This is a genomic window from Leucobacter sp. CX87 (assembly GCF_018682295.1).
In the GTDB taxonomy this organism is placed as follows: Bacteria; Actinomycetota; Actinomycetes; order Actinomycetales; family Microbacteriaceae; genus Cx-87.
Genome location: NZ_JAFIRI010000004.1, coordinates 76,199 through 100,461, shown reverse-complemented (window position 1 = coordinate 100,461; position 24,263 = coordinate 76,199). Strand labels below are relative to the sequence as shown.

Annotated in this window: 25 protein-coding genes and 1 pseudogene; 12 read left to right on the top strand and 14 right to left on the bottom strand. The window is 65.5% G+C overall.

Annotated features, from left to right (window positions below; translation table 11 throughout):
* The first annotated feature begins 101 nt into the window (after positions 1-101).
* The 3 genes from KOE53_RS05930 to KOE53_RS05920 are packed head-to-tail and all read left to right on the top strand — an operon-like array spanning position 102 to position 3,358.
* Positions 102-1,481 (top strand): MFS transporter, encoded by a 1,380-nt coding sequence (locus tag KOE53_RS05930; protein ID WP_251364183.1) that lies wholly within the window; start codon positions 102-104, stop codon positions 1,479-1,481.
* 39 nt (positions 1,482-1,520) lie between these two features.
* The gene (locus KOE53_RS05925; protein ID WP_188057777.1) at positions 1,521-2,741 is read left to right on the top strand and encodes an FAD-dependent monooxygenase; all 1,221 of its coding nucleotides are present in this window, start codon (positions 1,521-1,523) and stop codon (positions 2,739-2,741) included.
* Complete coding sequence (locus KOE53_RS05920; protein WP_188057776.1) at positions 2,738-3,358, top strand: NADPH-dependent F420 reductase; 621 nt, start codon at positions 2,738-2,740, stop codon at positions 3,356-3,358. Before KOE53_RS05925 ends, KOE53_RS05920 begins: the two co-directional genes overlap by 4 nt.
* Before the next feature lie 57 nt (positions 3,359-3,415).
* On the opposite strand, the gene KOE53_RS05915 is transcribed toward KOE53_RS05920, so the two are convergent.
* Both KOE53_RS05915 and KOE53_RS05910 read right to left on the bottom strand, forming a co-directional pair.
* Positions 3,416-4,396, bottom strand: a complete 981-nt coding sequence (locus KOE53_RS05915) for an epimerase (RefSeq protein ID WP_188057775.1) — start codon at positions 4,394-4,396, stop codon at positions 3,416-3,418.
* Between the two features lie 9 nt (positions 4,397-4,405).
* Entirely contained in the window at positions 4,406-4,753 is a 348-nt protein-coding gene (locus KOE53_RS05910; protein ID WP_188045929.1) for an ArsR/SmtB family transcription factor, read from the bottom strand.
* Between the two features lie 163 nt (positions 4,754-4,916).
* Between KOE53_RS05910 and KOE53_RS05905 the strand changes: the two genes are divergently transcribed.
* The 4 genes from KOE53_RS05905 to KOE53_RS05890 all read left to right on the top strand — a co-directional run bounded on the left by KOE53_RS05905 (position 4,917) and on the right by KOE53_RS05890 (position 9,020).
* Positions 4,917-6,062 (top strand): MFS transporter, encoded by a 1,146-nt coding sequence (locus KOE53_RS05905; protein ID WP_353055593.1) that lies wholly within the window; start codon positions 4,917-4,919, stop codon positions 6,060-6,062.
* Positions 6,063-6,066: 4 nt separating this feature from the next.
* Complete coding sequence (locus tag KOE53_RS05900; RefSeq protein WP_188057774.1) at positions 6,067-6,768, top strand: TetR/AcrR family transcriptional regulator; 702 nt, start codon at positions 6,067-6,069, stop codon at positions 6,766-6,768.
* 77 nt (positions 6,769-6,845) lie between these two features.
* A complete protein-coding gene (locus KOE53_RS05895; RefSeq protein ID WP_188057773.1) occupies positions 6,846-7,778 on the top strand; it encodes a nucleoside hydrolase in 933 nt (310 codons plus the stop codon).
* 120 nt (positions 7,779-7,898) lie between these two features.
* Entirely contained in the window at positions 7,899-9,020 is a 1,122-nt protein-coding gene (locus KOE53_RS05890; protein ID WP_188057772.1) for a serine hydrolase domain-containing protein, read from the top strand.
* Between the two features lie 71 nt (positions 9,021-9,091).
* Here the strand turns inward: KOE53_RS05890 and KOE53_RS05885 are convergent, their stop codons facing one another.
* From KOE53_RS05885 to KOE53_RS05865, 6 genes and pseudogenes are all read right to left on the bottom strand, one after another.
* The gene (locus tag KOE53_RS05885) at positions 9,092-9,919 is read right to left on the bottom strand and encodes an ABC transporter ATP-binding protein (RefSeq protein ID WP_353055592.1); all 828 of its coding nucleotides are present in this window, start codon (positions 9,917-9,919) and stop codon (positions 9,092-9,094) included.
* On the bottom strand, positions 9,916-11,631 hold the full coding sequence (locus KOE53_RS05880) for a dipeptide/oligopeptide/nickel ABC transporter permease/ATP-binding protein (protein ID WP_188057771.1): 1,716 nt from the start codon (positions 11,629-11,631) through the stop codon (positions 9,916-9,918). Before KOE53_RS05880 ends, KOE53_RS05885 begins: the two co-directional genes overlap by 4 nt.
* Positions 11,624-12,634 carry an ABC transporter permease gene (locus tag KOE53_RS05875; protein ID WP_188057770.1) on the bottom strand — a complete coding sequence of 337 codons (1,011 nt, stop codon included), beginning with the start codon at positions 12,632-12,634 and terminating at the stop codon, positions 11,624-11,626. Before KOE53_RS05875 ends, KOE53_RS05880 begins: the two co-directional genes overlap by 8 nt.
* Before the next feature lie 103 nt (positions 12,635-12,737).
* On the bottom strand, positions 12,738-14,291 hold the full coding sequence (locus KOE53_RS05870) for an ABC transporter substrate-binding protein (RefSeq protein WP_188057769.1): 1,554 nt from the start codon (positions 14,289-14,291) through the stop codon (positions 12,738-12,740).
* Between the two features lie 279 nt (positions 14,292-14,570).
* Positions 14,571-14,725, bottom strand: a pseudogene (locus KOE53_RS13525) (heat-shock protein HtpX); the annotation flags it as partial.
* Between the two features lie 309 nt (positions 14,726-15,034).
* On the bottom strand, positions 15,035-15,844 hold the full coding sequence (locus tag KOE53_RS05865) for a tyrosine-protein phosphatase (RefSeq protein ID WP_188057768.1): 810 nt from the start codon (positions 15,842-15,844) through the stop codon (positions 15,035-15,037).
* A 178-nt stretch (positions 15,845-16,022) separates the two neighbouring features.
* Between KOE53_RS05865 and KOE53_RS05860 the strand changes: the two genes are divergently transcribed.
* A complete protein-coding gene (locus KOE53_RS05860) occupies positions 16,023-16,709 on the top strand; it encodes a hypothetical protein (protein ID WP_215401676.1) in 687 nt (228 codons plus the stop codon).
* A 157-nt stretch (positions 16,710-16,866) separates the two neighbouring features.
* Here the strand turns inward: KOE53_RS05860 and KOE53_RS05855 are convergent, their stop codons facing one another.
* From KOE53_RS05855 to KOE53_RS05840, 4 genes are all read right to left on the bottom strand, one after another.
* On the bottom strand, positions 16,867-17,085 hold the full coding sequence (locus KOE53_RS05855; RefSeq protein WP_188045927.1) for an SCO4848 family membrane protein: 219 nt from the start codon (positions 17,083-17,085) through the stop codon (positions 16,867-16,869).
* On the bottom strand, positions 17,082-17,531 hold the full coding sequence (locus KOE53_RS05850; RefSeq protein ID WP_188057767.1) for a MepB family protein: 450 nt from the start codon (positions 17,529-17,531) through the stop codon (positions 17,082-17,084). The genes KOE53_RS05855 and KOE53_RS05850 overlap by 4 nt, the downstream gene beginning before the upstream one ends.
* 17 nt (positions 17,532-17,548) lie before the next feature.
* A complete protein-coding gene (locus tag KOE53_RS05845; protein WP_188045925.1) occupies positions 17,549-19,063 on the bottom strand; it encodes an SDR family NAD(P)-dependent oxidoreductase in 1,515 nt (504 codons plus the stop codon).
* A gap of 80 nt (positions 19,064-19,143) precedes the next feature.
* A complete protein-coding gene (locus tag KOE53_RS05840; protein ID WP_251364182.1) occupies positions 19,144-19,728 on the bottom strand; it encodes a YdeI/OmpD-associated family protein in 585 nt (194 codons plus the stop codon).
* Positions 19,729-19,835: 107 nt separating this feature from the next.
* On the opposite strand from KOE53_RS05840, the gene KOE53_RS05835 reads away from it, so the two are divergent.
* The gene (locus KOE53_RS05835) at positions 19,836-20,279 is read left to right on the top strand and encodes a nuclear transport factor 2 family protein (RefSeq protein WP_188057766.1); all 444 of its coding nucleotides are present in this window, start codon (positions 19,836-19,838) and stop codon (positions 20,277-20,279) included.
* Positions 20,280-20,282: 3 nt separating this feature from the next.
* On the opposite strand, the gene KOE53_RS13810 is transcribed toward KOE53_RS05835, so the two are convergent.
* Both KOE53_RS13810 and KOE53_RS05825 read right to left on the bottom strand, forming a co-directional pair.
* Entirely contained in the window at positions 20,283-21,710 is a 1,428-nt protein-coding gene (locus tag KOE53_RS13810; RefSeq protein ID WP_188057765.1) for a diguanylate cyclase, read from the bottom strand.
* The gene (locus KOE53_RS05825; RefSeq protein ID WP_215401675.1) at positions 21,707-22,543 is read right to left on the bottom strand and encodes an alpha/beta fold hydrolase; all 837 of its coding nucleotides are present in this window, start codon (positions 22,541-22,543) and stop codon (positions 21,707-21,709) included. The genes KOE53_RS13810 and KOE53_RS05825 overlap by 4 nt, the downstream gene beginning before the upstream one ends.
* Before the next feature lie 100 nt (positions 22,544-22,643).
* On the opposite strand from KOE53_RS05825, the gene KOE53_RS05820 reads away from it, so the two are divergent.
* Genes KOE53_RS05820 through KOE53_RS05810 form a run of 3 tightly spaced genes read left to right on the top strand, consistent with a single transcriptional unit; the run spans position 22,644 to position 24,260 of the window.
* A complete protein-coding gene (locus KOE53_RS05820; protein ID WP_188057764.1) occupies positions 22,644-23,453 on the top strand; it encodes an HAD-IIA family hydrolase in 810 nt (269 codons plus the stop codon).
* Positions 23,454-23,509: 56 nt separating this feature from the next.
* Entirely contained in the window at positions 23,510-23,968 is a 459-nt protein-coding gene (locus KOE53_RS05815) for a hypothetical protein (protein WP_188057763.1), read from the top strand.
* Positions 23,958-24,260, top strand: a complete 303-nt coding sequence (locus tag KOE53_RS05810; RefSeq protein WP_188057762.1) for a transcriptional regulator — start codon at positions 23,958-23,960, stop codon at positions 24,258-24,260. Before KOE53_RS05815 ends, KOE53_RS05810 begins: the two co-directional genes overlap by 11 nt.
* Positions 24,261-24,263: the final 3 nt, after the last annotated feature.

Here is a 24,263-nt window from a genome sequence, read left to right as displayed (position 1 = left end):
ATTACTGTGATTTACATGTAGAGATGGGCCCCTCAGTATTGACACGAACAGCTTCCCAATCCCCGTGTGCTGGAGGGGCAACAATGACGTTAGGGACAACGATGACCGCTTCACTTTCCCCCGGGAAACCAAACTCTCAGCGCCGGATCGCCTTCGCGACAATCATCGGCACGACGATCGAGTGGTACGACTTCTTCATCTACGCGATGAGCGCGAGCCTCGTGTTCGCGCAGCTCTTCTTCCAGCCTGCGGGCGAAGAGATCGGGCTGCTGCTCTCATTTGCGACGGTCGGCATCTCGTTCCTGTTCCGCCCACTCGGAGCATTCCTCGCCGGACACTTCGGCGACATCATTGGACGGCGCGCAATGCTGGTCCTCACGCTCGTACTGATGGGTGTGGCGACGACGCTGATCGGCCTGCTGCCCACCTACTCACAGATCGGCGTCACCGCACCGATCCTGCTGCTCTTCCTGCGCATCCTTCAGGGTCTCTCGGCCGGCGGCGAATGGGGCGGCGCGGTCCTCATGGCCGTTGAGCACGCCCCGGCGAACCGTCGCGGTCGCGCAGGATCCTGGCCGCAGCTCGGAGTCCCGCTCGGCTTCCTGCTCGCATCGGGCATGACGGCCCTAATGACCGGTGTCATCTCACCGGGTGAGGCCTACCTCGAGTGGGGATGGCGCGTGCCGTTCCTGCTCAGCGTCGTGCTCATTGTTGTCGGCTTCGTCGTGCGCCGTTCGGTCGACGAGAGCCCGGTGTTTGCGGAGATCGCCAAGCGCGGCAAGCAGGCCAGTGTTCCGATCGTGTCGCTTTTCAAAAGCCACTGGCACCTCGTGTTGCTTGCAGCACTCGTGTTCGCCGGGAACGGCACGCTCGGGTACATGACCACCGGCGGGTTCCTGAATAACTATGCGATCAACGTGCAGGGCTTGAACACTCCAGTAGTGCTGCTTGCCGCATCAGCCGCCGCGGTCGTGTGGTTCTTCTCGACCCTCCTTGCGGGGTACCTGTCCGATGCGATCGGGCGACGAAACACCTTCCTGGTCGGCTTCGCGTTGCAGGCGGCTATCGTCTTCCCGATCTTCTGGCTCGTCGACAACGGAGGGCTGCCCGGGCTCTACACGGCACTCATTCTCATCTCGTCCGCTCTCGGGCTCACCTATGGCCCGCTAGCGGCCTGGTACTCAGAGATCTTCCCCGCATCGGTGCGCTTCTCGGGTGTTTCGATCTCGTACGCGGTGGGCGCGATCCTCGGTGGGGCGTTTGCCCCCATGATCGCGCAGATGCTCCTCGAAGCCACAGGGACGACTGCCGCCGTCTCTGGGTACCTCCTCGCCGCATCCCTCGTCGGAGGCGCGGCGACACTGTGCCTGCGTGATCGCTCGGGCATCCCGCTCGGCCCCGATCACGAAGCGGAGCAGGCGAGCGGAGCCACGATGTTCTCCTCACCGGCGGTCGCCCGTGAGCTCGTCGAAAAGCGATAGGGAATCACCCGTGTTGCGTAGTCCAGGCAAGGAGAACTCATGGTGAGTCAGACCACCAGAATTGCAGTCATCGGCGGCGGGATGGGCGGGCTCACCGCAGCAATCGCGCTGACGCGGATCGCCGGCGTTCAGGTCACGGTGTTCGAGCAGGCGAGCAAGCTCGGCGAGGTGGGCGCGGGCGTGACCGTTGCACCGAATGCCGCGCGCGTTCTCGACACGCTCGGCGTCCTCGAGAAGATCAAGGAGCTGGGAGCCGTCCCCGACGGGCACGGGGTGTACCTGGACGCGATGGGCAAGATGGTCACGGACGCGGCATGGGAAGATTCGGCAAAGCAGTATCAGAACATCGGAATGTACCGGCCGGACCTCATCAATGCACTGGCGGAAGGAGTCGATCCCGAGTCGATCCGTCTCGGCCACCGGCTGACGTCCGTTCAGGCACTGGAATCGGGTGTTCGCGTCGAGTTCGAAAACGGGGTGCACGAGGAGTTCGACGCCGTGGTGGGGGCAGACGGCATCCACTCGGTGGTGCGGAAGGCCGTGGATCAGCACCCTGAGCCCGTGTACTCCGGATACATCGTCTATCGCGGGGTCATTGACGCGTCGCGTCTTCCCGAAGACTGGCCAATGATTAGCCAGGTGTGGATGGGCGACAACCGGCACTTCATGTGTTACCCGCTGCAGCAACGGAACCTCTTCAACTTTGTCGCAGGCATTCCGAGCGACCGGCCCCTCAACGGACCCTGGTCTGGCCCGGCGGAGGTGAGCGAACTCGCCGCGGAGTTTGCGGGCGACGGCTGGGACCCGAAGCTCCAACACTTCATCGGTCTCATTGACAAGACCTTCTGGTGGGGCCTCTTCGACCACGAACCCCTCACCAACTGGTCACGTGGGCCAATTGCGTTGCTTGGTGACGCGGCGCATACGATGCTGCCGCACCAAGGCCAGGGAGTGAACCAGGCGATCGAAGACAGCATGGCGCTCGCCACATTCCTGGCGGCCGCCGAGAACGTGTCCGACATCCCCGAGGCGTTCCGGCGCTACACCGCGGTCCGCATGCAGCGCACCGCGATTCTGCAGAATGGGTCGCGCCGGTCTGGCGCAATGTTCGACGCCCAGTACGAGTTTGCGGACCTCACGAAGCGCGACGCTGATATTCGCGTCGGTCGAGACTTCCGCCGAAGTGCGGTGTTTGACTACGACGCGCAGAAGGTCGCAGAACAGGCGCTCAACCGATTCAGGAGGATCTCGGTCGCATGACAACGGTCAGCATTATTGGGAGCGGCAAGATGGGCGCCGCGATTGCAGAAGTCGCGGACCGTGCGGGAGCGGGTGTGCAAATCCTCAAGCGCAGTGCGACGAGCCCCTCCGCGGCCCGCTCGGGGTTCGAGTACGGCGTGATGGGGGACAAGCTCGCCGGCGATCTCGTAGTCCTTGCTGTCCCCAGCGCGGCCTACCCGAGCATTCTCGAGCACTATCGGGAGCAGCTCAGTAGCCGAGTGGTCATCGACATCAGTAATCCCATCGACTTCTCTACGTACGACGAGTTGAAGTCTCCGGCAGATTCCTCCACTGCCGCCGAGCTCGCCCAGATGCTTCCCGAGGGTGCATCGGTGGTGAAGGCGTTCAACGTCAATCTCGGCGACACACTCACCTCGGGCACGAACGGCACGACACCCACGACAGTCTTGTTCGCCGGCGACTACGCCGACGCGAAGATCGCGGTCGCGACACTGATCGAGGCGGCAGGAATGCGCGCGGTCGACGTCGGCCCGTTGACTCGCGCGAGGGAGCTCGAGGCGATGGGGTTTCTCCAGATCATCATGGCGGCGCTCGGGAAGACGCGCTACGAGTCAGGATTCACGCTGCTGGCGTGAGGCCTCGGATGCGTCGTCGACGCATGATGAAACCGGTGTCGGGGCCGGGTCCGTTGCCTAGGTGCCCTGGCTGACCACTGAGCGGAGTGCGGGCTCGAGATCGGGCCAGACGAACTGATAGCCGCTTGCCCGCAGCACCTCCGGCTCGACCCAGCGACTCTTGAGCACGAGCTCCGGCTCGGTGCGCAGCAACCACATCGCCGGCTCAAGCATCCACCGAAACGCGGGCAGCCCGATCCTGCGGTGCACCACCCGGCGCATGGTGGCCATGAGCTCGGCGTTGTTGGAGACGCCGGGGGAGGCCAGGTTGACGGGGCCCGAGATCTCTTCGTGCTCGATGAGGTGATCGATGGCGCCGACCACGTCGTCGATGTGGATCCAGCTGAAGCGCTGCTTTCCGCGGGATCGGCGAGAGTGCGCTGCCTCCGCGGTGGGGGCCGGGCCGATGCCGCGGTAGCGACGGTGACCGAACCACCAGCCGTCGTGCTGCGGCCCACCCAAGCCGAGTCGGGCGAGGCGCAGCAGCATGCTGGTAGCGGGGCCATCGCCGAGCACGATCGACATTCTGAGGGCAACGCGACGAGTGTGCGGGAGGGGCGCCGCGAAGAACTCGTGCTCCCAGTTCCGGGCAACATCCACGGAGAAGCCGGCGCCCAGCTCACCACGATCCTCGTTCATCGGCCGGTCCATCGAGTACCGGTAGATCGTCGAAGTACTGGCGTTCAGCCAGATCGCGGGCGGGTGCTCCGCCTGCTCGATCGCTCTGCCGAGGGTGGCCGTCGTGCTGAGGCGGGAGCGCAGGATCTCGTCGCGATTGCGGCGTGTGTAGCGGCAGTTGACGCTCTTTCCGGCGAGGTTGATGACGACCGCGGCTCCGTCGATCAGCCGGGTGATGGCCCCCTGGTCGTTCCAACTGGCGTCCGGTCCGTGGCGGCCGATGCACCGGACCTCGAACCCGCGCTCGCTGAACTCTTCGACCAGGCGCTGCCCGATGAAACCGGATGCGCCGGTGATGACGACTCGGGGAGGTGGGGTCATGCCTTCAATCTAGCGGCCCGACTCTGGCGCAACGCGCGAGTCGGACGCCGCGAAGAGGATGGCATCGAGCAGCCCGGGAAAGCGCGCGTCGAGCTCTTCCCTGCGCAAAGAAAGCCGTCGGCCCCGGCCGTTCGCGTCATTGCGAATGACGCCCGATTCCCGCAGCACCTTCATGAGGTGTGACTTCGTGGATTTCGGCATGCCCGGGTCGCTGAGCGTGCACTCGGCCATGTCGAGGGGCCCGCTGGATAGTTGACGGGCGATCGCGAGGCGTTCGGGGTCGCTCAGCGCGAAGAGCACGTGGTGCAACTCGATCTCTGCGGGGGCAGGGTGCATGAGCACCGTCGGGCTGGTCATGGTTCGAGAATAGTTGAACCACCCGTCAAGTGTCACTACACTCTAAAACTTGAGCAGTTCGAAAAACTTCGAACTTTAGGGCGAGCGGAGAACAGCGGTGGCGGCAAGGGCAGGCCTCGAAGCACAGGGCCGGAGCACGCGGTGGGGGTTCACCCTCTCGATCGTGTCCATCACCGCGATGATGGCGGGCGCGAGCGCGCCGTCCCCGTTCTACCCCGTGCTCGCTGAAGCGATCGGCTTCGACGCCGTCGCCATCACGATGATCTTCGCGATCTACGCGCTCACGTTGCTGCTCACCCTCTTGATTGCGGGGTCGCTGTCCGATCACATTGGACGGCGCCCGGTCGCGAGTGTGGGGCTCGTGCTCCTCGCTGCCAGCGTCTTCATCTTCTGGCACGCGGATACGGTCCCTCTGTTGGTGATCGCGCGAGTCGTGCAGGGGGTCGCGAGCGGGTTGCTGCTCTCCGCCGTATCGGCGGCGATCACCGACTTCGAACCGCCGTCGCGCCCAGGATCCGCCGCCGTTTGGAACGCCGTGGCCCCAATGGTCGGGCTGGGGCTCGGTGCGCTCGCGGCCGGCGTTGTCCTCGACCTTTTCAGCCACGCCCTGGCCGTTATTTTCGCGCCACTCGTCGTGCTGTACCTGGTCCTCGCGGTCCTCTTCTGGTTCATCCCTGAGACGGCCCCGCGTAAACCCGGCGCGATCCGCTCATTGCGGTTCAAACTGACGGTTCCTGAATCGATGCGTGGGGACTTCTTGCGCGGGGCACCCGCAATCTTCGCCGGCTGGGCCACGGGCGGATTGTTCCTCTCGCTCGGCGCCAACATCGTCCACACCGAGCTGGGCGGACAGGCCCACGCCTGGCAGGGACTCTCTGTCGGCGTGCTTGCCGGTTCAGGAGCGGTCGCCGCGTTCCTTCTGCGCCGACGGTCAGCACGCACGATCTCGATCTACGGCACGGCCGCGCTCGCGGTCGGGACGGCGCTGTCACTGCTCGCCCTCGCTGCAGGATCCCTCCCCGCCTACCTCCTCGCCGTAGCGGTGACCGGGTCTGGTTTCGGCACCGCCTTCTTTGGGGTGGTCAGTTCGCTTGCGCCACACATCCCCGCGACCGAACGCGCAGATGTGTTCGCGGTGATCTTTCTGGTTTCCTACCTGGCATTCGGAATCCCGACCGTGATCGCCGGCGCCCTCGTGCCGGTGTTCGGCCTGACCGCGGTGACCTACGGATATGGGGCGGTGGTGATCGTGCTCGCGGGTCTTGCGAGCCTGCTCAGGGTGCGACGCGGGAGAGCAGGCTTAGGCTAAGAAAATGGAGCGATTGACTGCCGAGCCGGCGACAAGCTCGGTCACACGCATAAAGCGAGACTTGAAAGTGCGCCTCGATGTCGACGTCATCGTGCAGGCAGGCCTCGAGGTCGCCGGTCGGCCGGGCGCGTCGAGTGTCACGGTCCGTGAACTTGGCAAGATGTTGGGCGCCGATCCGACCGCCATCTACCGGCATTTCCGCAACAAGCAGGGCCTCATGCAAGCGCTGGTGGACCGTGTGCTGGTTCTCTGTCAGGAGGGTGTCACTGCACCGCGCGAAGACTGGCGGACGAGGCTCGAGCAATTCGCTGCGTCCACCCTGACCGTCTTTGCCCAGTACCCGGCGATCAGTGTCAATGCCGCGAGCCTGAGCACCGACGGTCCCGGGGAGCTCGGGTCAGTCGAGCTCATCTTGGACGCCCTGCACGTCGCGGGGCTGAGTGGCGACGACCTCACGCGGTACTACGCCATTCTTTCGAGCTCGATGCTCGCGCACGCCTCGGGTCACGCGCACTGGCACTCGGATTCCGAGAATCCGACGCTGGAGGATCGTGACTGGATCGTCCAATCGTCCCCCATCTCGGCGGAGCGGTACCCAAATTTCGCCGCCAACCAGGAAAAGCTGCTCAAGCTGAAGAGCGCCAGCATCTACCTCGACGGGGTGTCTCTGATCCTGGACACTATTGAGGCGCAGATCGCTCGCTGACCGAGCGTGTCCCGGGCGTCCTCGGCCAAGATTGAGGCAGGAACCATCTCCCTGCTCTCAGAGAAACGACGTTGTTTATGGCCGAGAAAATCATCATCGACTGCGACCCCGGCATTGACGACGCCATCGCCCTACTTATGGCCCAGGCCAGCCCACAGTGCGAGGTCATCGGCATCACGACGGTCTCGGGAAATCAGACGATCGAGAAGGTGACCGGCAACGCGTTGCAGTTGGCTGAGCTGCTGGGGATGAGCGGCATTCCCGTCGCGCAGGGCGCCGCCGAGCCGCTCGTCAGGAATGCGGTGCAGGCCGACCCCCATGGCGAAACGGGTCTGGGCGGTTTTGTGCTTCCCGAAACCGAGCGCCGGCCCATTGAATGTGGGGCCGTGGAGTTCATCGTCTCGTCGGTGCAGGAACATCCGGCGCAGAGCGTCACGCTCGTGGCCATCGGACCGCTGACGAATGTTGCTCTGGCACTGCGCGCAGACCCGTCCCTTGCGCAGCGACTCAAGCGGATTGTCATCATGGGTGGCGGGCACCACGCGGGCAACATCACGCCGAGTGCGGAGTTCAACTTCTACGCGGACGCCGAGGCGGCGGCCGAAGTTCTTGAGTCGGGGGCAGCCATTGTCATGCTGGGGCTCGACCTCACGTGGCAGTCGGCGGTCTCGGATCGCGTGCGCGCCGAGATCGCCGCGCTGACGAGCCCTGTCGCGCGAGCGGTCGACGGGTGGCTGAGCTTCTACGCACAGGGTGAGGTGACCCCCGGGGAAGAGGGGCCGTCGATCCACGACGCATGCGCGATCGCCTACGTCATCAACGCCAGCATTGTGCAGACGAGACCGGCCGCAGTCTTGGTGGAGACTCAAGGGCAGTGGACCTATGGCGAATCGGTAGTCGACGAGCACGGGCGGCTCGACCGCGAACCCAACGCTGAGCTGGGGACCAGGCTCGATCGCGACGCCTTCTGGCGCCTCGTCACCGAATCACTCATGGCGTACGAACGCTAGGGCGGATCCCCCGCCAGTCTTGGATACCGGACGCTGACAGAGCCCTCGTCGGCGTGTGCTGGTCGCGAGCTCAATAGAGTTCGAAGTACCTATCAAAGACGATTCGAAAGAGGTACCGCAGTGATCGACTGGCAGACCGGACCAGACAACCGTTGGACGTTCCAGAAGCTCGACGAGATTCTCGCAACGCGGGCAGTTGGCAAGGGAGGTCAGGCGGTGTCACCCCTCGTCGCGGCTCTGCCCCAGCGGGCCACCGCCCCGATGCGGTGGAACCCTTTTGTAGAGGTTCCCGGATTTGCAGAGACCCTGGGAAAGACGTACACCGACTCGCTCATCGTGAGCCACCGGGGCGAGATTATCTTCGAGCACTATGAGCCGGGCATGACGCCACTCACCCGGCATATCTACATGTCGGTCTCGAAGTCGTTCTGCGGAGTGCTCGCCGGCATCTCGATCGAGCGCGGCGAGCTTGAGCCGAGCAAGCTGGTCGCGCACTACCTCCCCGAGCTTGCCGATTCCGCGTTCGGTGACGCGACGGTGCAGCAGGTGCTCGACATGACGGTCGCCCTCGACTTCAACGAGGACTACCAGGACGCCGAGTCCGACGTGCAGCGCCAGGACCGGGTCTCGGGCTGGCGCGCAGGGCGCGACGACGACCCGCATGACTCCTACGCCTTCCTCGCGACCATCCGGAAGGCCGACGAGCACGGCAAGAAGTTCAAGTACTCGTCCGCAGACACCGATGTACTCGGATGGATCCTGGAGCGGGTGACGGGCCAGAAATACGTCGACTTGCTCTCGGATCGGCTGTGGAGCAAGATCGGCATGACGGCGGACGCGTACATGACCGTCGACAAGGCGGAGTTCCCGATGGTGAATGCGGGCCTGTGTGGTACCACACGCGACCTCGCGATCTTCGGGCAGGCGGTGCTTGACGGGCACCCGATCCTGCCACAGGCGTGGCTCGAGGAGATGGCCGCCGGCGGCGACCCCGCACTGGCCTCGGACCGACTTGAGCTTTTCCACGACGGCGGCAGCTACACCGGGCAGTTCTGGCACACCGGTAACTCCGACCGGGCCTACTACGGCGTCGGGATTCACGGCCAGTACGTGTGGATCGACCCGACGCGCAACCTCGTGATCTCGAAGCTGTCGTCTGAGCCCTCGCCGGACAACGATGCGCTTGACCTGCTCAGCCTGCAGTTCTTCGAGCAGATCTCGCACGCGATCGACCGTCGCTAGCCCCGAGACAAGAAGAACGGGCCTGCCTCACGCTTCGTGAGTGCAGGCCCGTTCTTCTTGGTCGAAACGTCCTAGTCGATCGAGAACCCGGGCCGTCCCGGAACCGAATCGAGAAGCTTCGTCGTGTACGGGTGTCGCGGGTGGGTAAAGACGTCATTGGCCTCGCCTTGCTCCACGATTTTGCCGTGGAGCAGCACGAGGACGTGGTCACTCACCTGCTTCACCACCGCGAGGTTGTGCGAGACAAACAGCACCGTGAGCCCGAGCTCTCGTCGAAGGCCTTCAAAGAGCTCGAGTACCTCGGCCTGGGTCGAGAGGTCGAGCGCGGAAGTAATCTCGTCGGCAACGATGAGTTGCGGCCGCACCGCGAGCGCCCGGGCGATCGCGATCCGCTGGCGTTGCCCGCCGGAGAACTCGTGCGGGTACCGCTCGGCGGAGGCCGCGCCGAGCGACACCATGTCGAGCAGCTCGAGGATCCGCGCCCTGTGGGGCGTCACCCGTGCGCGCTGGGGGTCGAGCGCCTCGGCGAGTGTCTGCTGAACAGTGCGCCGGGGGTCGAGCGACGAGTAGGGATCCTGCGGAATCATCTGAATCTGACGCCGCAGCTCCCCGCGTTCGGCCCGGCCGGCATGGGAGATGTCCCTGCCGTTGAAGAGAATCTCGCCCGCGCTCACCTTGTTGATGCCCACGATAGTCTTCGCGATCGTGGACTTGCCAGATCCCGATTCGCCCACCAGGCCGACCGTCGTCCCCGCGGGGACCTCGAAGCTGATGTTGTCGAGGATCTGGATCGCGTGGGTTCCGCTGCCCAAGGTGACATCGAGGTGCTGCACCGAGAGGCGGTTTCCGCTCTCAGAACCCGTGGCCCTATGGTCTGCCGTGCTGATTGCAGTGCTCACTGCGCGACTCCTTCCGTGGCGTGCGCTGTTGTTTTGTCGCCTTCGCGGACGACGCGAATGGGGGAGGGGTCGTCGAGCGACGGCGTCGCCGCCAGCAGCTTGCGGGTGTACGGGTGCGACGCTTCGTGGCGCCGCAGCTGATCCCCGGTCAATCGTTCGATGATCTCGCCCTGCTTCATGACGAGTACCACGTCGCACAGCTCCTGCACCACTCCGATGTCGTGCGAGATGAAAAGCATCGCGGTCTGATTTGCCTGATTGATGGCGCGAAACTGGCGAAGCACCTCGGCCTGCACGGTCACGTCGAGCGCCGTCGTAGGCTCGTCCGCGATGATCAGCTTCGGCTCGGTGACCAACGACGATGCAATGGTCGAGCGCTGCAGCATGCCACCCGAAAGCTCGAACGGGTACTGCTTCATCCGCTTCTCCGGGTCGTGGATGTGGATCCGATCCAGCTGGTCGACCAGAGTTTTCGTGGCCTCGCGCCGCCCCAGCCCGAGGTGCACGCGGGCCACCTCGGTGAGCTGTGTACCCATCCGTAACGCCGGGTTGAAGGTGGTGCCGGGATCCTGGAACACGAGACCAATCTCGGTCGCCAACTTCTTCGGTTCGACCGTGCCGAGCAGGTCCATATCGTCGAGGCGCATGGTCTGTGCCTGCACCTGGATGCCCTCGGCCGAGAGGCCCGCGAGCGCCATGGCGGTCATGGACTTTCCCGAGCCAGATTCGCCCACGAGCCCGAGGACCTGGCCGTGCGCAATCTCGAAGTTCAGGCCCTTCACGAGTTCGCTACCGTCCGGCGCGAACACGTGCAGATCCTGCACGACCACGAGCGCCTTCGACTGCGATGGGTCAACCTGCGCGCTCTTGACGCGGGGGTTCTGGGGCTTCAATGCCCGACGAAGCCCCGGATCGAGTCGCTGCGCGAGCCCGTCGCCGATGAGCATGGCGGCGATGCCCGAGTAGACGAGCATGATGGACGGCGCGATGGCCTGCCACGGCTGCGTGTAGATGGCGGTGAGCCCGTCGTTGAGCAGCCGGCCGAAGTCGTACTCGGGGTTCTGCACGCCGAGGCCCACGAACGAGAGGCTTGAGATCTCGAGGAGGGCGAGCGAGAAGCTTGACGTGGACAGCACGAGCAGCGGGCCGGCAACGTTCGGGAGCAGGTGCCGGCTGAAGATCGCGTGGCCCGGGACGCCGAGCAGGCGCGCAGTGACAATGAAGTCCCGGTTGACGATGCCGCCCATCATGTTCGAGGTCAGGCGCGCAAAGCTCGGAATTCCAGCGACGCCGATGGCGACGACCGCCGAGAAGCTTCCCGGGCCCATGATTGCGGCAATGACGAGCGCCAGCACGAGCGAGGGAAACGCCACCGTCGAATCGATGGTCCTGAGGATGATGTTGCGCAGCCAGCGGGGCGCGAGCCACACGGTGCCTCCGATGAGCACGCCGAAGACGACCGCAACCGCGGTGGCGGAGGTGGTCATGATGAGCGTGAGCCGCGTTGCAACGAGCGTGCGCGCGAGGATATCGCGGCCGAGTTCGTCGGTGCCGAGGAGGTGCTCCGGGCTGGGGCCCTGTCGCGACCCGGAACCCAGTGTCGAGGCTGCCTCGTTCATGAAGATCGGGGCGAAGATCGCGACCAGTACGAGCAGCCCCATCATGACACTGCCCACAATGAGTGTGGGCGGCAGCTTCTTTGACTCAGCCATTGTCGGGCCCCTCAAGTGTGCGCGGGTCGATGAGACCCAGGATGATGTCGACCAGGAGGTTGATCACGATCGCGATGAAGCCGATCACGAGGATGATTCCCTGGATGTTGGGGAAGTCCTTGTAGATGATCGATTGCACGACCTCGAGGCCGAGCCCGGGATAGCTGAAGACACTCTCAATGATGATGGTGCCGCCGATGAGGCCGGCCAGGATCAGCCCGGTGAGCGTCAGCGTGCTCGACATGAGATTGGGAAGCGCGTGCACGATATAGAGGCGGATTGCCTTCAAGCGGTGCCCGCGAGCAGTGCGCATGAAATCTTGCTGCAGGACCGTGTAGGTCTCCTGCCGCACGATGCGCGCCATCGCAAAGGTCGGCCCGAAGGCGAGTGCCGCGATGGGAAGCACGAGGGCGCCCGGCTCCGAGACGCCACCGGCCGGGAGTACCCTCAGCCAGATCGCGAAAATCATGACCAATAGGGTGCCCGCGACATACGCGGGGAACGAGGCGAGGAAGCCCGCAACGGTGCCGAACGAGGTTGCTAACTGGGCGCGTTTGCCGCCGCCAGTCGCGACACCGACCGCCATCCCGAGCGGAATGGCGACAACGAGTACGGCAATGATGGAGCCGAACGCGAGTGCTGCGGTGTACGGCAGCTTCGTCGCGATGATGTCGTTGACCGGGATGCCGTAGCGGAACGAGGTGCCGAGCTCCCCCTGGAAGATGTTTCCGAGGTAGTGCAGGAACTGCACGGGGAGGGGGTCGTTCAGCCCCATCTTGTCGCGCAGCGCTTCGACCGCCTCAGGAGTGGCCTTCGTGCCGAGGATCGCAACCGCGGGGTCGCCGGGCAGCAACGGGACGATCAGGAAGGTGATGACGACGAGGAGCGCGAGCGAGAAGAGCAGCCCTCCGGCTCGGCGGATGCCGAAGGCGATCCAGCCGGATTGCAGCCACGGGGGCCTAGCACGGCTCGTCAGTGTGGTCAGAGACTCTGTAAGTTGCATGTCCGGCTCCTGCGTCAACTTCGACGCATTGGGGTTAGGGATACTGGTCCGCAACGGTGACTGAGGGATGCCGAGTCTCCGGCACCCCTCAATCACCTGCGAGCTATTTGACGATCCGGAAGATGTGGTCGTCGATGGAACCGCCCAGCATGAAGGACTCAAATCCCGGACGCTGCGCGTAGATGTACTTGTCGACCATGACCGGAATCGCATCGGCGTTCTTGATGAGCGAGGTGCCGGCCGCGTTCAGCGCGTCGCAGCGTGCCGCATCGTCCGCAACGAGTTGGGCGTCCGCGAACAGCTGGGCGGCCTCCGGGTTGTTTGTCCCGCCCATGTTGCTGCCGCCGTTCTCGGGGGTCTCGCCCTGCATCTGGCCGAGCGCGCTCGCGAGCGAGCCGATGTAGTTCAGGTCCAGGTAGACCGTCATATCCCAGGAGTCGGGCTCGTCGTAGAGGCGCGAAATCCAGGTGCCGAGGTCGACGTTGTCCATCGTGACGTCCGCGCCCGCGGCGCGCAGTGCCTCCTGCACGTAGGTGTTGCCCGAACCATTTACGCCGAAGATGTTCGTGCCGACGAAGCGGATCTTCACGCCATCCAGCACCTTCGCCCCGGCTTGGGGGTCATAGGCGATCTTGGCGGAGTCGTCACCCGTGTAGCACTGGGTTGCCGAGGACATAAACGTCGTGGACAGCTCGCCGTTCCCGCCCATGACGACCTTCTCCAGGGCAGCTTGATCGAGCACCTGCGCGACGGCCTTGCGCAGCGCAGGATCAGTGAAGGCGCTGCTGGGACGTTCGTTGAAGAGCACGTAGTTGTCGCTGAAGAGGAACGTCGAGATGGTGTTCTCGGAGTCGCCATCGAAGCGCGCCATGGTCTCTGGCATGATCTTGGCGATGTCGAGCTGACCATCCTTGACCATGTTTGCCGCCGCTGACGGGTCGGGCGCCATGCTGTAGACCATGGTCTGTGCAGGCTTGCCCGGCAGGTCGGTGGTCCACTCGGGCCACATCTCGTAGTCGTCACGCATTTCGTAGGTGTACTTCACGCCGGGCTCGACGGCGGAGAGGACGTAGGGGCCTGATTCCGCGCCCTCGACCGAACCGATGGCGAGGGCCTCCGGGTCAGCGAGCCCGGCCGGGCAGATGATGCCGGAGCTTGCAACGCTCAGTGCGTCCATGAGGAACGGCCACTCGGCGCCGAGCTGAATCTTGACCGTTCGGGTCGCATCGTCCGCGGTGATCACTGCCGGCTCGGCGCCGAAAGTGGTGTCGACCATGACGCTGCCGGAGTTCGCGAAGAACTCGAGCGAGTCCTTGACCAGGCTCGCGGTGATGGGAGTGCCGTCCGAGCAGGTGCCGCCCTCGCGGATTACGAGATCGGCCCCGAGTGGCGTGGACTCCCAGGAGTCGGCGAGGCCGGGGACGAGGCCGCTGTCGTCCTTGCGCACCAGGGTGTCGAAGCTCATGCGGCTGAGGATTGAGTCGGGCAACGCGATGATCTGGGTGGGGTCAAGTGTGGTGGGGATATCAAGCGTGACGCGAAGGGTGTCGGTCGGGTCCGCATCGCTTGCCTCCCCGCCCCCTACCGCGCATCCGGTCAGCAAAGTCGCGGTCGTCGCGAGTGCTGCGAGCGATTTCAGCTGTGTTGCTCTCTTCACAAGTCTTCCTTTCGTCTTTCGAATTCCACGTTGAATTGCGATGGCCGCGCGAAGCCCGGTGGTCGATGAACGTGGACCGATCCGAATGATCTCCGTTGATGTGCGGCTCGACAAGAAGCGTAGTCAACTAAGTTGACGCGATGAATCCATGCAATCAGAACCTGTCCGGTCGACCAGACAGGTGCGGTTGTTGTGGGGTCGGGTGTTCGCGGGATCCTAGGACCCGGGAGATCGAGGCCGGGGTGCGCGAGACTAGGTGCTTGGCAGCTCCCGCGCAGCGGCAATCGGATTGATCTGGTCCGCGGGATCGAGCCGGCTGACCGAACCTCGATCCTGTCGCCCGCAAGATGACGATGGCAGCCCGCCGCCGTTTGAAACCGTCCTGCGTTGTGCACGCATACCAACATCACGGCGGGGGGATCCGGAACTGACATGCCGCTCAGGCTCTTCTGTTTGGGTTGAGGTCGAACCACCGACGGGCAGTCCAGAGGGAGGCAGTGAGGATCCCGACCAAGTCCGGCACGTCGACCAGCGGCCCGACCACCCAACAAGCGCCTGCTACAAAGCCGAGCCGACTGTTCCCATCACCACCGAGATCGTGAGCTCGAAGTTGTTCACCGGTGCAGTTCAGGCGAGCGATGCGGAGTCATAAGTGGGCGCGGAGGTATCCTCGGGAGTTCTCGCATCGGCATGTTCTTGTGGAGATGAATGTCGATGCGTTACGCAAGTACGCTGGCCGTCGGCTACCCCTGGCTCACGAGGGCGCGCCGCAGCTCATCCGTCTCCGCGCCAGACAGTCCACCGGACGCCAGGTACCCGTGGGCATCCCCGTGCTCGGCGGCGACCCAATCGAGGGCAGCCTCAATCGCCTCTGCGGGCGACTTCGTCGCGAGCGTCTCGAGACGCGGGGTCAGCGGCATCCCTATGCTGGTGATGAGGCCCTTCAGCTGTTGCGCGAATGGCCCTGCCAGGTTCGCCTCAGTCTTGGTGTAGTCGGCCACGATCCGGTCGCGCGCGACGCCGGCGACGGAGAGCAGGAGAGCCGCAGCGAGGCCCGTGCGATCCTTCCCCGCGGTGCAGTGGAACAGGACCCCCGGCCGCTCGGTCGGCGCCGCTGCGATGACTGCCCGCGCGAGCGCCACAAACTGCGCGGCACTGTTTTCGAGGATCGAGGTGTACAGCTCGGGGAGCGTCGGTACTTGCTCCACCGCTGCCGCGAGCTGCTCGGGCGTCGGGCTCGCCGTTGCCCCGCTCGCGGGCAACAGGTGCTGCACCATCTCGTCCATCGCACCGCCCAGGACCGGCAGCGGGACGAACACCACACTGCCGTCCTCGGGCAACACGTCGGCGGCGCGTGCCCGCTCCGCGTCGGTACGCAGGTCGATCACGGTGCCGATGCCGAGGTCAGCAAGGGCTTGGATCCCTGCCGGGGTGAGCGAGGCGAGCGCATCGGAGCGAAAGAGTACCGGCGCCACTCGGCCGCCGCCCTCAGTGGGGAGATTCGCGAGTCCACGCGAGTTGAAGGTGATCTGGATGACCGAGCTGAGCTCCATTGCGGCCTGCTTTCTGTCGCGGACGGTCAGTGTATCCACCGCGGGTGCGGGTTTCGCGGGTTGCGGGATGCGGGGCCCGGTTGATACGGGAGTGGTGATCCTGCCCTGATCGGACCCGGGTACGCGCCTCGCCGCGAAATCTTGCCATGATGGACGCAGGCGACCGGAAGGAGGTCCCATGAGCAATTCAACGCCCCCGTCCGGTCAGGCGCGCACGGGCGAGCCCGGCCAGCGACGCAGGTTCACGCCGAGCCTGGCGCAGCAGTGCTGGGGTTTCATGATCGGTTCGGCGCTCTTCGCCGTCGGCACCGCCCCGGGGTTTCACGCGGTGGCCGGAACCCTGGCCACCAACTGGCTGTGCTTCATCGGCGCCTGGTTCTTCACGGCGGCCGGGCTGATCCAGCTCGCGCGGAGCACACCCGCAACGGCACGGATCCCTGATTCCACCGCGAGGCGCGTGCGCCCTGAATGGATGGCCGCGCTCGCGCAGTCGCTGGGCACTATTGCGTTCAACGTGAGCACGACCGCGGCCCTCGTCGCGCACAACCTCCCCGCCGAGCTGCACTACGTTTGGTCGCCCGACGCGGGCGGCTCGGCCGCCTTCCTGCTGAGTGGGGTGCTGCTCGTGATCGCGGACTCCCGCGGCCGAGAACGCCGCTTCGACTTCCGCGACGCCGACTGGTGGTCGGCGCAGATCAACCTGCTGGGGTGCATCGCCTTCGGGTTCTCCGCCATCGGCGCGTTCCTACTGCCCGGCGGGCAGGATCTCGACCCGACGCTCGCTGGCGCCGGCACGTTCATCGGCGCACTCTGCTTCCTCATCGCGTCGGCGGTCGTGCTGCCGCGACGCGCGGAACGGCGGTAGCTCGGGCGCGCGACGGCCAAGCGGTTTGATTCGCTCACTTGCCGGAGCGTTCTGAGTTCCCGGAGCCGGAAACCCGAGTTATTCGCTCCGGGAACTACGAACGCGCAGGGAACTGGGGGAGGCTCGGGCACGCGAGCTCGGGGTAGCGCGGGAGGCGCTAGCCGGCGACGAGCAGCCAGATACCCGCGATAGCCGAGGCCAGCCCAATGACGAGCGCGATACCGATCAGCCACGCGTGCACGGTGAAGAACTTCGTGGGCTTGCCGTGAGCGTCGAACGCGCGCTCGTCCGCTTTGATGCGCTTGAAGAACTGCGGCCACACAAGCGCGTTGTACGCGGCGTTGACGAGCAGGAGGACGGCGGCGAGAACGGTCATGGCTTCAGCCTATCCAGCGCGACAAAGAAGCCGATCTGCCACTGCTGCGTGCGCCTCGCTTGTGGGTTCGCGGCCGCGGCCCAGGGCGGGTAGACGCGGAAGCCGCGCTTGCCGCCGATCCCGCCCGCGGAGGCGATGCCGTGCTCGATCAGCGCACTCGCGGGGAAGACGAAGGCGCCGAAATTCGAGCCGTCTCGAACGGTGACGACCAGCGTTTCCACCGCGTCCTCGGCGGGGAAGGGCTCGGTGGAGCCATCGGCGGCCCGGCGCCACACCGTCACGAAGTGCCCGACCTTGGTGGGAGTGACCTTGCCCACGCGAAAGCGCACCGCGGACTCGGGCGTGCGCGCGATCGCGCCGCCGTACGCCCGGTTGTCGGGCTCTGGCGAGAGGCGCGAGGGATCATGCCCGAGCGCGGCACAGGCGCTGGCCACATCGGGATGCATGGTTGCGTCCGCGCCAGCTACCACTGGCTCGGCTTGTAGTCCTTCAGGAAGCAGCCGTACAGGTCTTCGCCGGCCTCGCCGCGCACGATCGGGTCGTACACGCGGGCCGCGCCGTCGACCAGGTCGAGCGGGGCGTGGAAGCCCTCCTCGGCCAGGCGCACCTTGGTGAAGTGCGGGCGCTCGTCCGTGATCCAGCCGGTGTCGACCGCGGTCATCAGGATCCCGTCGGTCTCGAACATCTCGCCCGCGCTCGTGCGCGTGAGCATATTCAGCGCCGCCTTCGCCATGTTGGTGTGGGGGTGCCCCGGGCCCTTATAGCGCCGTGCGAACTGCCCTTCCATCGCCGAGACGTTGACGATGTAGGTTCGATCGGCCTCGGCCGCGACCATCGAAGCGCGCAGGCGGCTGATCAGCAGGAACGGCGCCGTCGTGTTGCAGAGCTGCACCTCGAGCATCTCGAGCGGGTCCACATCCTGTACGTTCTGCACCCAGCTGTTGACGTGGTTCACGTCGGGCACGAGCCCGCCCGCGTCGATCGCGGTGCCGTCGGCGTGCTTCGCGAGCGACGACGAACCCGGGGTCATCGCGATCTGCGAGAGATCGTCGGCGGTGAGGTTCGGGCCGTAGCCCTCGGCGACGGTGCCGGCGAGCGCGGCGACGGAAAGCAGTGGGTGTTGCTCGACCGAGGCCTGGAGTGCCTGCGGGTGCGGGTCATTCGTGTGGCCAAAGGTCTCGATCTCGGGCAGCGGGCCGTCCGGCAGCGGCTGCAGCTCGGCGTCGGCGAGCAGCGAGTACGACCCCGGCGAGCGCCGGACCGTCTGCGCCGCGTTGTTGATGAGGATGTCGAGCGGACCCTGGGCTGCGACCGAGTCGGCGAGCCCGATGACCTGGGCCGGGTCGCGCAGGTCAATGCCGACGATCCGGAGGCGGTGTAGCCAGTCGCCCGAGTCGGGCAACGAGGCGAAGCGGCGCGCGGCGTCGCGCGGGAAGCGTGTCGTAATCGTCGTGTGGGCGCCGTCGCGCAGCAGGCGCAGCGCGATGTGCATGCCGATCTTGGCGCGGCCGCCGGTGAGCAGTGCGCGCTTGCCCGTGAGGTCAGCGCGGGCGTTCCGCTTCGCATGGCTGAACCGTGCACACTCGGGGCACAGCTGGTGGTAGAACGCGTCGACCATCGTGTACGGCTGTTTGCAGATGTAGCAGTTGCGCGGCTTGATGAGCTCGCCCGCGATCGGGGCGTCGGTCGAGGACGCCAGGTCGAGGCCCCGCGTCTCGTCGTCGATGCGGTCGGGAGCGCCGGTCGCGGTGGCGGCGATCACGGCGCGGTCGGCGGTGGCGACGGCATCGCGGATCTCCGCTCGCCGCGACTTCTTCACGGCCTTGAACATCGAGGCGGTCGCGCGACGCACGGAAACAAAGTCCGGGTGCGTCTCGGGAAGCCGGTGCACCGCCCCGAGCACGCGCAGCGTGATCTCGAGTTCAGTGGGATCGATCCCGTCGCCGAAATCTGCAAGGTCGGTCGGGTTCTCGGTCATTGGGCCAATTCTACGTGCTGCGGACGTGGGCATTCCGTGTGCCCGATTTCGCCGACCTCAGGGGCTGGGCAGGATCCCGCCTACTGCGGATAGGGGGTCTCTCCGCGGGCGAGTTGCTCGAGCGCACGTGCCAGGCGCCTCGCGCGGGTCTCGGGGGTGCGCGCCGTCGTCACTCGATGCAAAATCGAATACCGGTTCTGGGAGTTCAACGACTCGAACGTTCGTCGGGCGGCGTCGTCCTGGGCGAGCGCGAGCGTCAGGTCGCCTGGCACCTCCATGGTGGCCGAGCCGGCGTACGCGGCGTCCCACCGCCCATCACCCTGCGCCCGCTCGATCTCGGCGATTCCGCTGGGGCGGATCCTGCCCTCGTCCGAAAGTCGCTGGATGTGCTCGATGTTGCGGGCGGACCAGAGGCTGTACTTCCGGCGAGGGGTGAAGCGGCGCATGAAGATTGACTCGTCGATGGACTTGATCTGCCCGTCGATCCACCCGCTGCAGAGCGCCTCGTCGAGTGCCTGTGCGTAGCTCAGCGAGGTCGGGGACGTGGTGCCTTTCTTGGCGAGCATGAGCCAGACGCCGTCCGAGACGCCCTCCTGCTCGTCGAGCCAGGCGCGCCAGGCGTGGACGTCGGCGACAACGAGCGGGGCGATATCTGTCATGCTCATGATTTGACGGTACCGGTTCGCGGGGCGACGCTGCGCTTGCCTACGCGAGCAAGCGCTCGGTACTGTCGGGAGCGAGTGTCACTGGCGACACCGGCGAGGAGCATGTCATGGAGTTTTCGGCAGACGGCTGGCAGACGCTGATGGACGAGCGGGCGATCAGCGGGCGCATCATTGAGTTTGCCCGATGCGTCGACGAACGGGACTTCGAAGGGTACGCACGCACCTTCGCCGCCGATGGCGAGCTCGTCACGCCCTGGGGTGGGCACGCGGGCCGAGCGGGGCTCGCCGCTCACGTGCGTGCGGGGCTCGAACGCTACGTCGCCACGCAGCACGTGAGCGCGAATCACGAGATCACCGTCCAAGGCGATCGCGCTACCGCGCGCTCCACGCTGCTTGCGACCCATGTGCGCGATGCCGCGGGGACCGACTTCTGGACCACCGGCGGTCACTACGAGCTCGAACTCGTCCGCCTGGACGAAGTCTGGCTGTTCTCGCGGATCTCGCTGCACCCCGCGTGGAGATTCGATACGCGCACTGCCGCCGCACGGTAGCGATTAGTCCGTACTCGGCCCCGTCCAGTGGTGCAGCGTCACCGCGTCCTTGCCGCGTCGCTTTGCCGAATACATGGCATTGTCGGCCGCGTCAATGAGTTCCTCGGCGGTCGGCGGGCGCTCACCGGCGCGCGGCAGCCAGGTCATGACGCCGATGCTGCTGGAGAGAAGGGCGCCCGCCGCCGTATCGCCGAGCGGTTGACGGATCGCCCGCTGAGCTCGCATGGCGAACTCGCGCGCCGCCGCCTCGTCCACGCCCTTCAGTGCGACGACGAATTCGTCCCCGCCGAAGCGGGACACGATGTCTTCGGCGCGGCAGAGGCCGCGAAGTCGGCCGGCGATCACGCGGAGTGCCGCGTCGCCAGCTGCGTGCCCGAGCACGTCGTTGATCGCTTTGAACCCGTCGAGGTCGATGAAGAAGGTGGAGCAGGGCTCACCCGTGCGCGCGGCCTCGGAGAGCTGTTGCGCCAGGTTCTCGGCCAAGAGGCGACGGTTGGGCAGCCCCGTGAGGACGTCGTGCAGCGCCTGGTGCCGGATCTGATCCTGCAGGTGCAGGTGCTCGATGACCCGCTCCGCCTGCGCTGCGAGCGCGTGCAGCGTTTCCACCTCGTCGTCGTTGAACGGGGTGGGCCGGCGATACGCGCAGATGATTTCACCAAGCGTCGTGACATCGTCGGCTCCCAGGCGAGAAATGGGGACGATGAGGAGCGCTTCGACCCCCCTCGAAGCCAGGGAATCAGCGAGTTCGGGGAATCGAGAGCGCATCTCGGACCCGTCCCGGCAGGCGACTGGCTCCGAGCCCTGCGAAACGAGCGAAGCGGCGATATCCGTAGCGAGTGAACCGTACCGGCTTTCACGAAGGTCACTCGAGGGGCTCACAATGCGCACCGAGGTCCAGTCGGTCAGGCTCGCGCGCCCGGCCATTTCAACGAGAATCGCGCCCAGATCGTCGATTCCCTGTGCGAGTGCAAGTTGGCTTGTGGCGTCTTGCAGCAACGTGAGTCGTTCGTGGGCCTCGTCCGCCGCACGCCGCGCCTCAACCAGTTCGCGCTCGAACGAGATTCGTGCGGAGGCATCGATGACGGCAACGTAGATGAGTTGCGATCCGTCCGGGGCGGTGGACAGGTTGGCGCTCGCAAGCAGGGGGATTCGAACGCCGAGGTCATTACAGACCTCGAGAATGACGTCCTGCACGCGTCCGTTGTCGAGGAGTCGGGGCATGACCTGAGACTCGTAGAGCAGGCGTGATGCCGGGGTGAGCCACTCGACGAGATTGCGCCCGCGGAGCGAGTGTTCTTTGTCCGGGGCGCCCATCCACATCCGCATCCGTTCGTTGTGGGCGAGCACCTCGCCGTTCAGCGTCACGGCGAGCAGCGCGACCGGACTGTGCTCGATGAGCCGGATCTGCTCGGAGAGCTCGTCTTCCGTCACAACACGGCCCGAATTTCGGCCGAGATGAGATCCGGTTCGGTGAGGTGGACGAAATGACCGGCGCTGTCGAGCCGGACGAGCTCGCTCTGTGGCAGGCGGGCGGCGAGGTAGTCCCCGATATGCGGAGGGCAGATGATGTCCCCGCTGGACTGCAGGATCCTGCTGGGGGTGGGAACCTCTGCAAGTCGGTGGCGGACGTCGCTCAAGAACACCACCCGCGCAAACTGGATCGCTACCCGTTGCAGAGTGTTCGCGAAGAGCTGCTCGACCCGGCCCGTGACGTCGGGTCGGTCAGCGCGCGCTGTCACGGCAGGCGCCAAGGATGCGGCCCAGCTGGGCTGGTTGATCTCGATTCCCGTGATGAGGCCCAGCACATCGTCGTGGCTGAAGCCACCGACGTAATCGTCATCGTCGACGTACCGCGGCGAGGGGCAGACCATCACCAGGTGCCGGAACAGATCGGGGCGCCGGATCGACGCCAGCGCGCCGATCATGCCGCTGACCGAGTGGCCCACAAAGACGACGTCGGACAGGCCTGCCGCCTCGATCACTTCGATCAGGTCATCGGCGTAGCCATCGAGCGAGTTGTAGCGTTGCTCGTCGTAGGCGCTGAGATCTGATCGGCCGGACCCGACATAGTCGAAGAGGAGTACCTGGTGGGTCTCGGCGAACGTCTCGGCGATCGGGAGCCAGGTCGACTGGTCGGTGCCGTAGCCGTGTCCGAACACGATCGCCGGCGCTTCGGCAGGGCCCCAGTGAGCGACCGCGTTTCTTAGAAGTACGCCGTCCTTCGACAGCGTCGTTGCGAAACGGTGCGTGGTGCCCTGGGTCACACAGACCTCCATGATCATGCGTTTTGGCCGAGACTACTCCACTTCCGAGGCGGCGAGATCACGCAACCCGCCATTCACTCCGCGACGGTACGCTGGGGCCATGAGCGACCCACAGGCTGCAAACCGTCGAGGCAAGATCGAATGCTGGCTGACCGACATGGACGGGGTGCTGGTACGCGAGAATAAGGCCATTCCGGGGGCGGCCGAGCTGATCCAGCACTGGCGTGACACGGAGCAGCCTTACCTCGTGCTCACCAACAACTCGATCTTCACTGCTCGCGACCTCAGCGCCAGGCTTGCAGAGTCGGGCCTTGAGGTGCCCGAGGACCGGATCTGGACGAGCGCTCTCGCGACCGCCGCCTTCCTCAAGCAGCAGAAGCCCGGGGGAACGGCATTCGTGCTCGGCGAAGCCGGGATCCTGACCGCCCTGCACAGCGCCGGGTTCGTGATGACCGAGAAGAACCCCGACTTTGTCGTGGTGGGCGAGACGCGCAACTACTCGTTCGAAGCGATTACGAAGGCGATTCGCTTGATCGCGGGTGGCGCGCGCTTCATCTCAACGAACCCGGATGCGACCGGCCCGAGCCCAGAGGGCCCGCTGCCCGCGACCGGCGCGATCAACGCGCTCATCACGAAAGCCACGGGCAAGGAGCCCTACATCGTGGGCAAGCCGAACCCCATGATGTTCCGCTCGGCGCTGAATCAGATCGGCGCGCACTCGCACAACACCGCCATGATCGGCGACCGCATGGACACCGACATCATCGCCGGAATGGAAGCGGGCTTGCACACGATCCTGGTGATGACTGGCATCGCCGACCGGGAGTCGATCGAGCAGTTTCCTTTCCGCCCCGACGAGATTCTTGGCTCGGTCGCGGAGCTGCTGCCGGCTGGTACATCCGGCGAGTAGGGCGCGTCTCGCGATTGTGATTGCTTAACCAGTGGTTAAGTGATTGACTCAACCACATGGAAAGTCATTTTGGGGATCCACGTGACCCGGCATCCGTGCTTGACGCACTCAGCGCTGACCGTGGTCGCATTGGCGAACGGGTCACGGCTGAAACGTGGTGGGCTGCGCCTGCGCAGGGCCTAGGCGCGGCGCTGATCGTTGGGGCTCCCGCGGCCGGGCTGTTCTGGGCATGGCTGCCCGTCGCGCTCAGCGTGGGGGTCTTCGTCAGCGTCGAGCTGCTCTTCCGGAAGCGCAGCGGCTTCGGCATTAGTCGGCCGGCCGGTCCTCGGGGGCTCTGGTTGCTGGTTGCGCTCTTCGTGATTATCTTCTTCTCCTTCGTGATCAGCCTGGGACTTGCGCTGTTCGGTCTGACCGGCTGGGTGGTCGCCACGGCCGCGGTCTCGGGAGCCGCCACAGCGCTCATCGTTGTGGCCTATGACCGGGCGTACGCTGTGGAGGTGCGCCGTGCGGGCTGAACCCCGCTTTGACGAGGCGATCCACGCGCCAACTCGGCTGCGGCTGTGCGCGATGCTGCGCCCGCTGTCCGAAGCAGATTTCGCGGCGATTGCCGCGACGCTCGAGCTGAGCGAGGCAAACCTGTCAAAGACCGTGAAGAACCTCGCCGAAAGTGGCTATCTCGTCACGAGCAAGCAGGCCTCGCCGCAGCGAGCGGACGCGCGCCAGACGACCACCGTCAAACTCACCGCGCAGGGGCGACGGGCCTTCGACGGGCACATCGCGGCGCTGCGGGCAATGGTGGGCGACTAGGGG

What these genes read in the sequence shown, in the direction of transcription:
- KOE53_RS05860 (WP_215401676.1), top strand. Translation starts at nt 16,023, where the DNA reads ATGAGCAATTCAACGCCCCCGTCCGGTCAGGCGCGCACGGGCGAGCCC.
- KOE53_RS05815 (WP_188057763.1), top strand. Translation starts at nt 23,510, where the DNA reads ATGGAAAGTCATTTTGGGGATCCACGTGACCCGGCATCCGTGCTTGAC.
- KOE53_RS05910 (WP_188045929.1), bottom strand. Translation starts at nt 4,753, where the DNA reads ATGACCAGCCCGACGGTGCTCATGCACCCTGCCCCCGCAGAGATCGAG.
- KOE53_RS05840 (WP_251364182.1), bottom strand. Translation starts at nt 19,728, where the DNA reads ATGAGCATGACAGATATCGCCCCGCTCGTTGTCGCCGACGTCCACGCC.
- KOE53_RS05875 (WP_188057770.1), bottom strand. Translation starts at nt 12,634, where the DNA reads ATGCAACTTACAGAGTCTCTGACCACACTGACGAGCCGTGCTAGGCCC.
- KOE53_RS05835 (WP_188057766.1), top strand. Translation starts at nt 19,836, where the DNA reads ATGGAGTTTTCGGCAGACGGCTGGCAGACGCTGATGGACGAGCGGGCG.
- KOE53_RS05925 (WP_188057777.1), top strand. Translation starts at nt 1,521, where the DNA reads ATGGTGAGTCAGACCACCAGAATTGCAGTCATCGGCGGCGGGATGGGC.
- KOE53_RS05895 (WP_188057773.1), top strand. Translation starts at nt 6,846, where the DNA reads ATGGCCGAGAAAATCATCATCGACTGCGACCCCGGCATTGACGACGCC.
- KOE53_RS05855 (WP_188045927.1), bottom strand. Translation starts at nt 17,085, where the DNA reads ATGACCGTTCTCGCCGCCGTCCTCCTGCTCGTCAACGCCGCGTACAAC.
- KOE53_RS05820 (WP_188057764.1), top strand. Translation starts at nt 22,644, where the DNA reads ATGAGCGACCCACAGGCTGCAAACCGTCGAGGCAAGATCGAATGCTGG.
- KOE53_RS05930 (WP_251364183.1), top strand. Translation starts at nt 102, where the DNA reads ATGACCGCTTCACTTTCCCCCGGGAAACCAAACTCTCAGCGCCGGATC.
- KOE53_RS05920 (WP_188057776.1), top strand. Translation starts at nt 2,738, where the DNA reads ATGACAACGGTCAGCATTATTGGGAGCGGCAAGATGGGCGCCGCGATT.
- KOE53_RS05900 (WP_188057774.1), top strand. Translation starts at nt 6,067, where the DNA reads ATGGAGCGATTGACTGCCGAGCCGGCGACAAGCTCGGTCACACGCATA.
- KOE53_RS05915 (WP_188057775.1), bottom strand. Translation starts at nt 4,396, where the DNA reads ATGACCCCACCTCCCCGAGTCGTCATCACCGGCGCATCCGGTTTCATC.
- KOE53_RS05880 (WP_188057771.1), bottom strand. Translation starts at nt 11,631, where the DNA reads ATGGCTGAGTCAAAGAAGCTGCCGCCCACACTCATTGTGGGCAGTGTC.
- KOE53_RS05865 (WP_188057768.1), bottom strand. Translation starts at nt 15,844, where the DNA reads ATGGAGCTCAGCTCGGTCATCCAGATCACCTTCAACTCGCGTGGACTC.
- KOE53_RS05845 (WP_188045925.1), bottom strand. Translation starts at nt 19,063, where the DNA reads ATGACCGAGAACCCGACCGACCTTGCAGATTTCGGCGACGGGATCGAT.
- KOE53_RS05850 (WP_188057767.1), bottom strand. Translation starts at nt 17,531, where the DNA reads ATGCATCCCGATGTGGCCAGCGCCTGTGCCGCGCTCGGGCATGATCCC.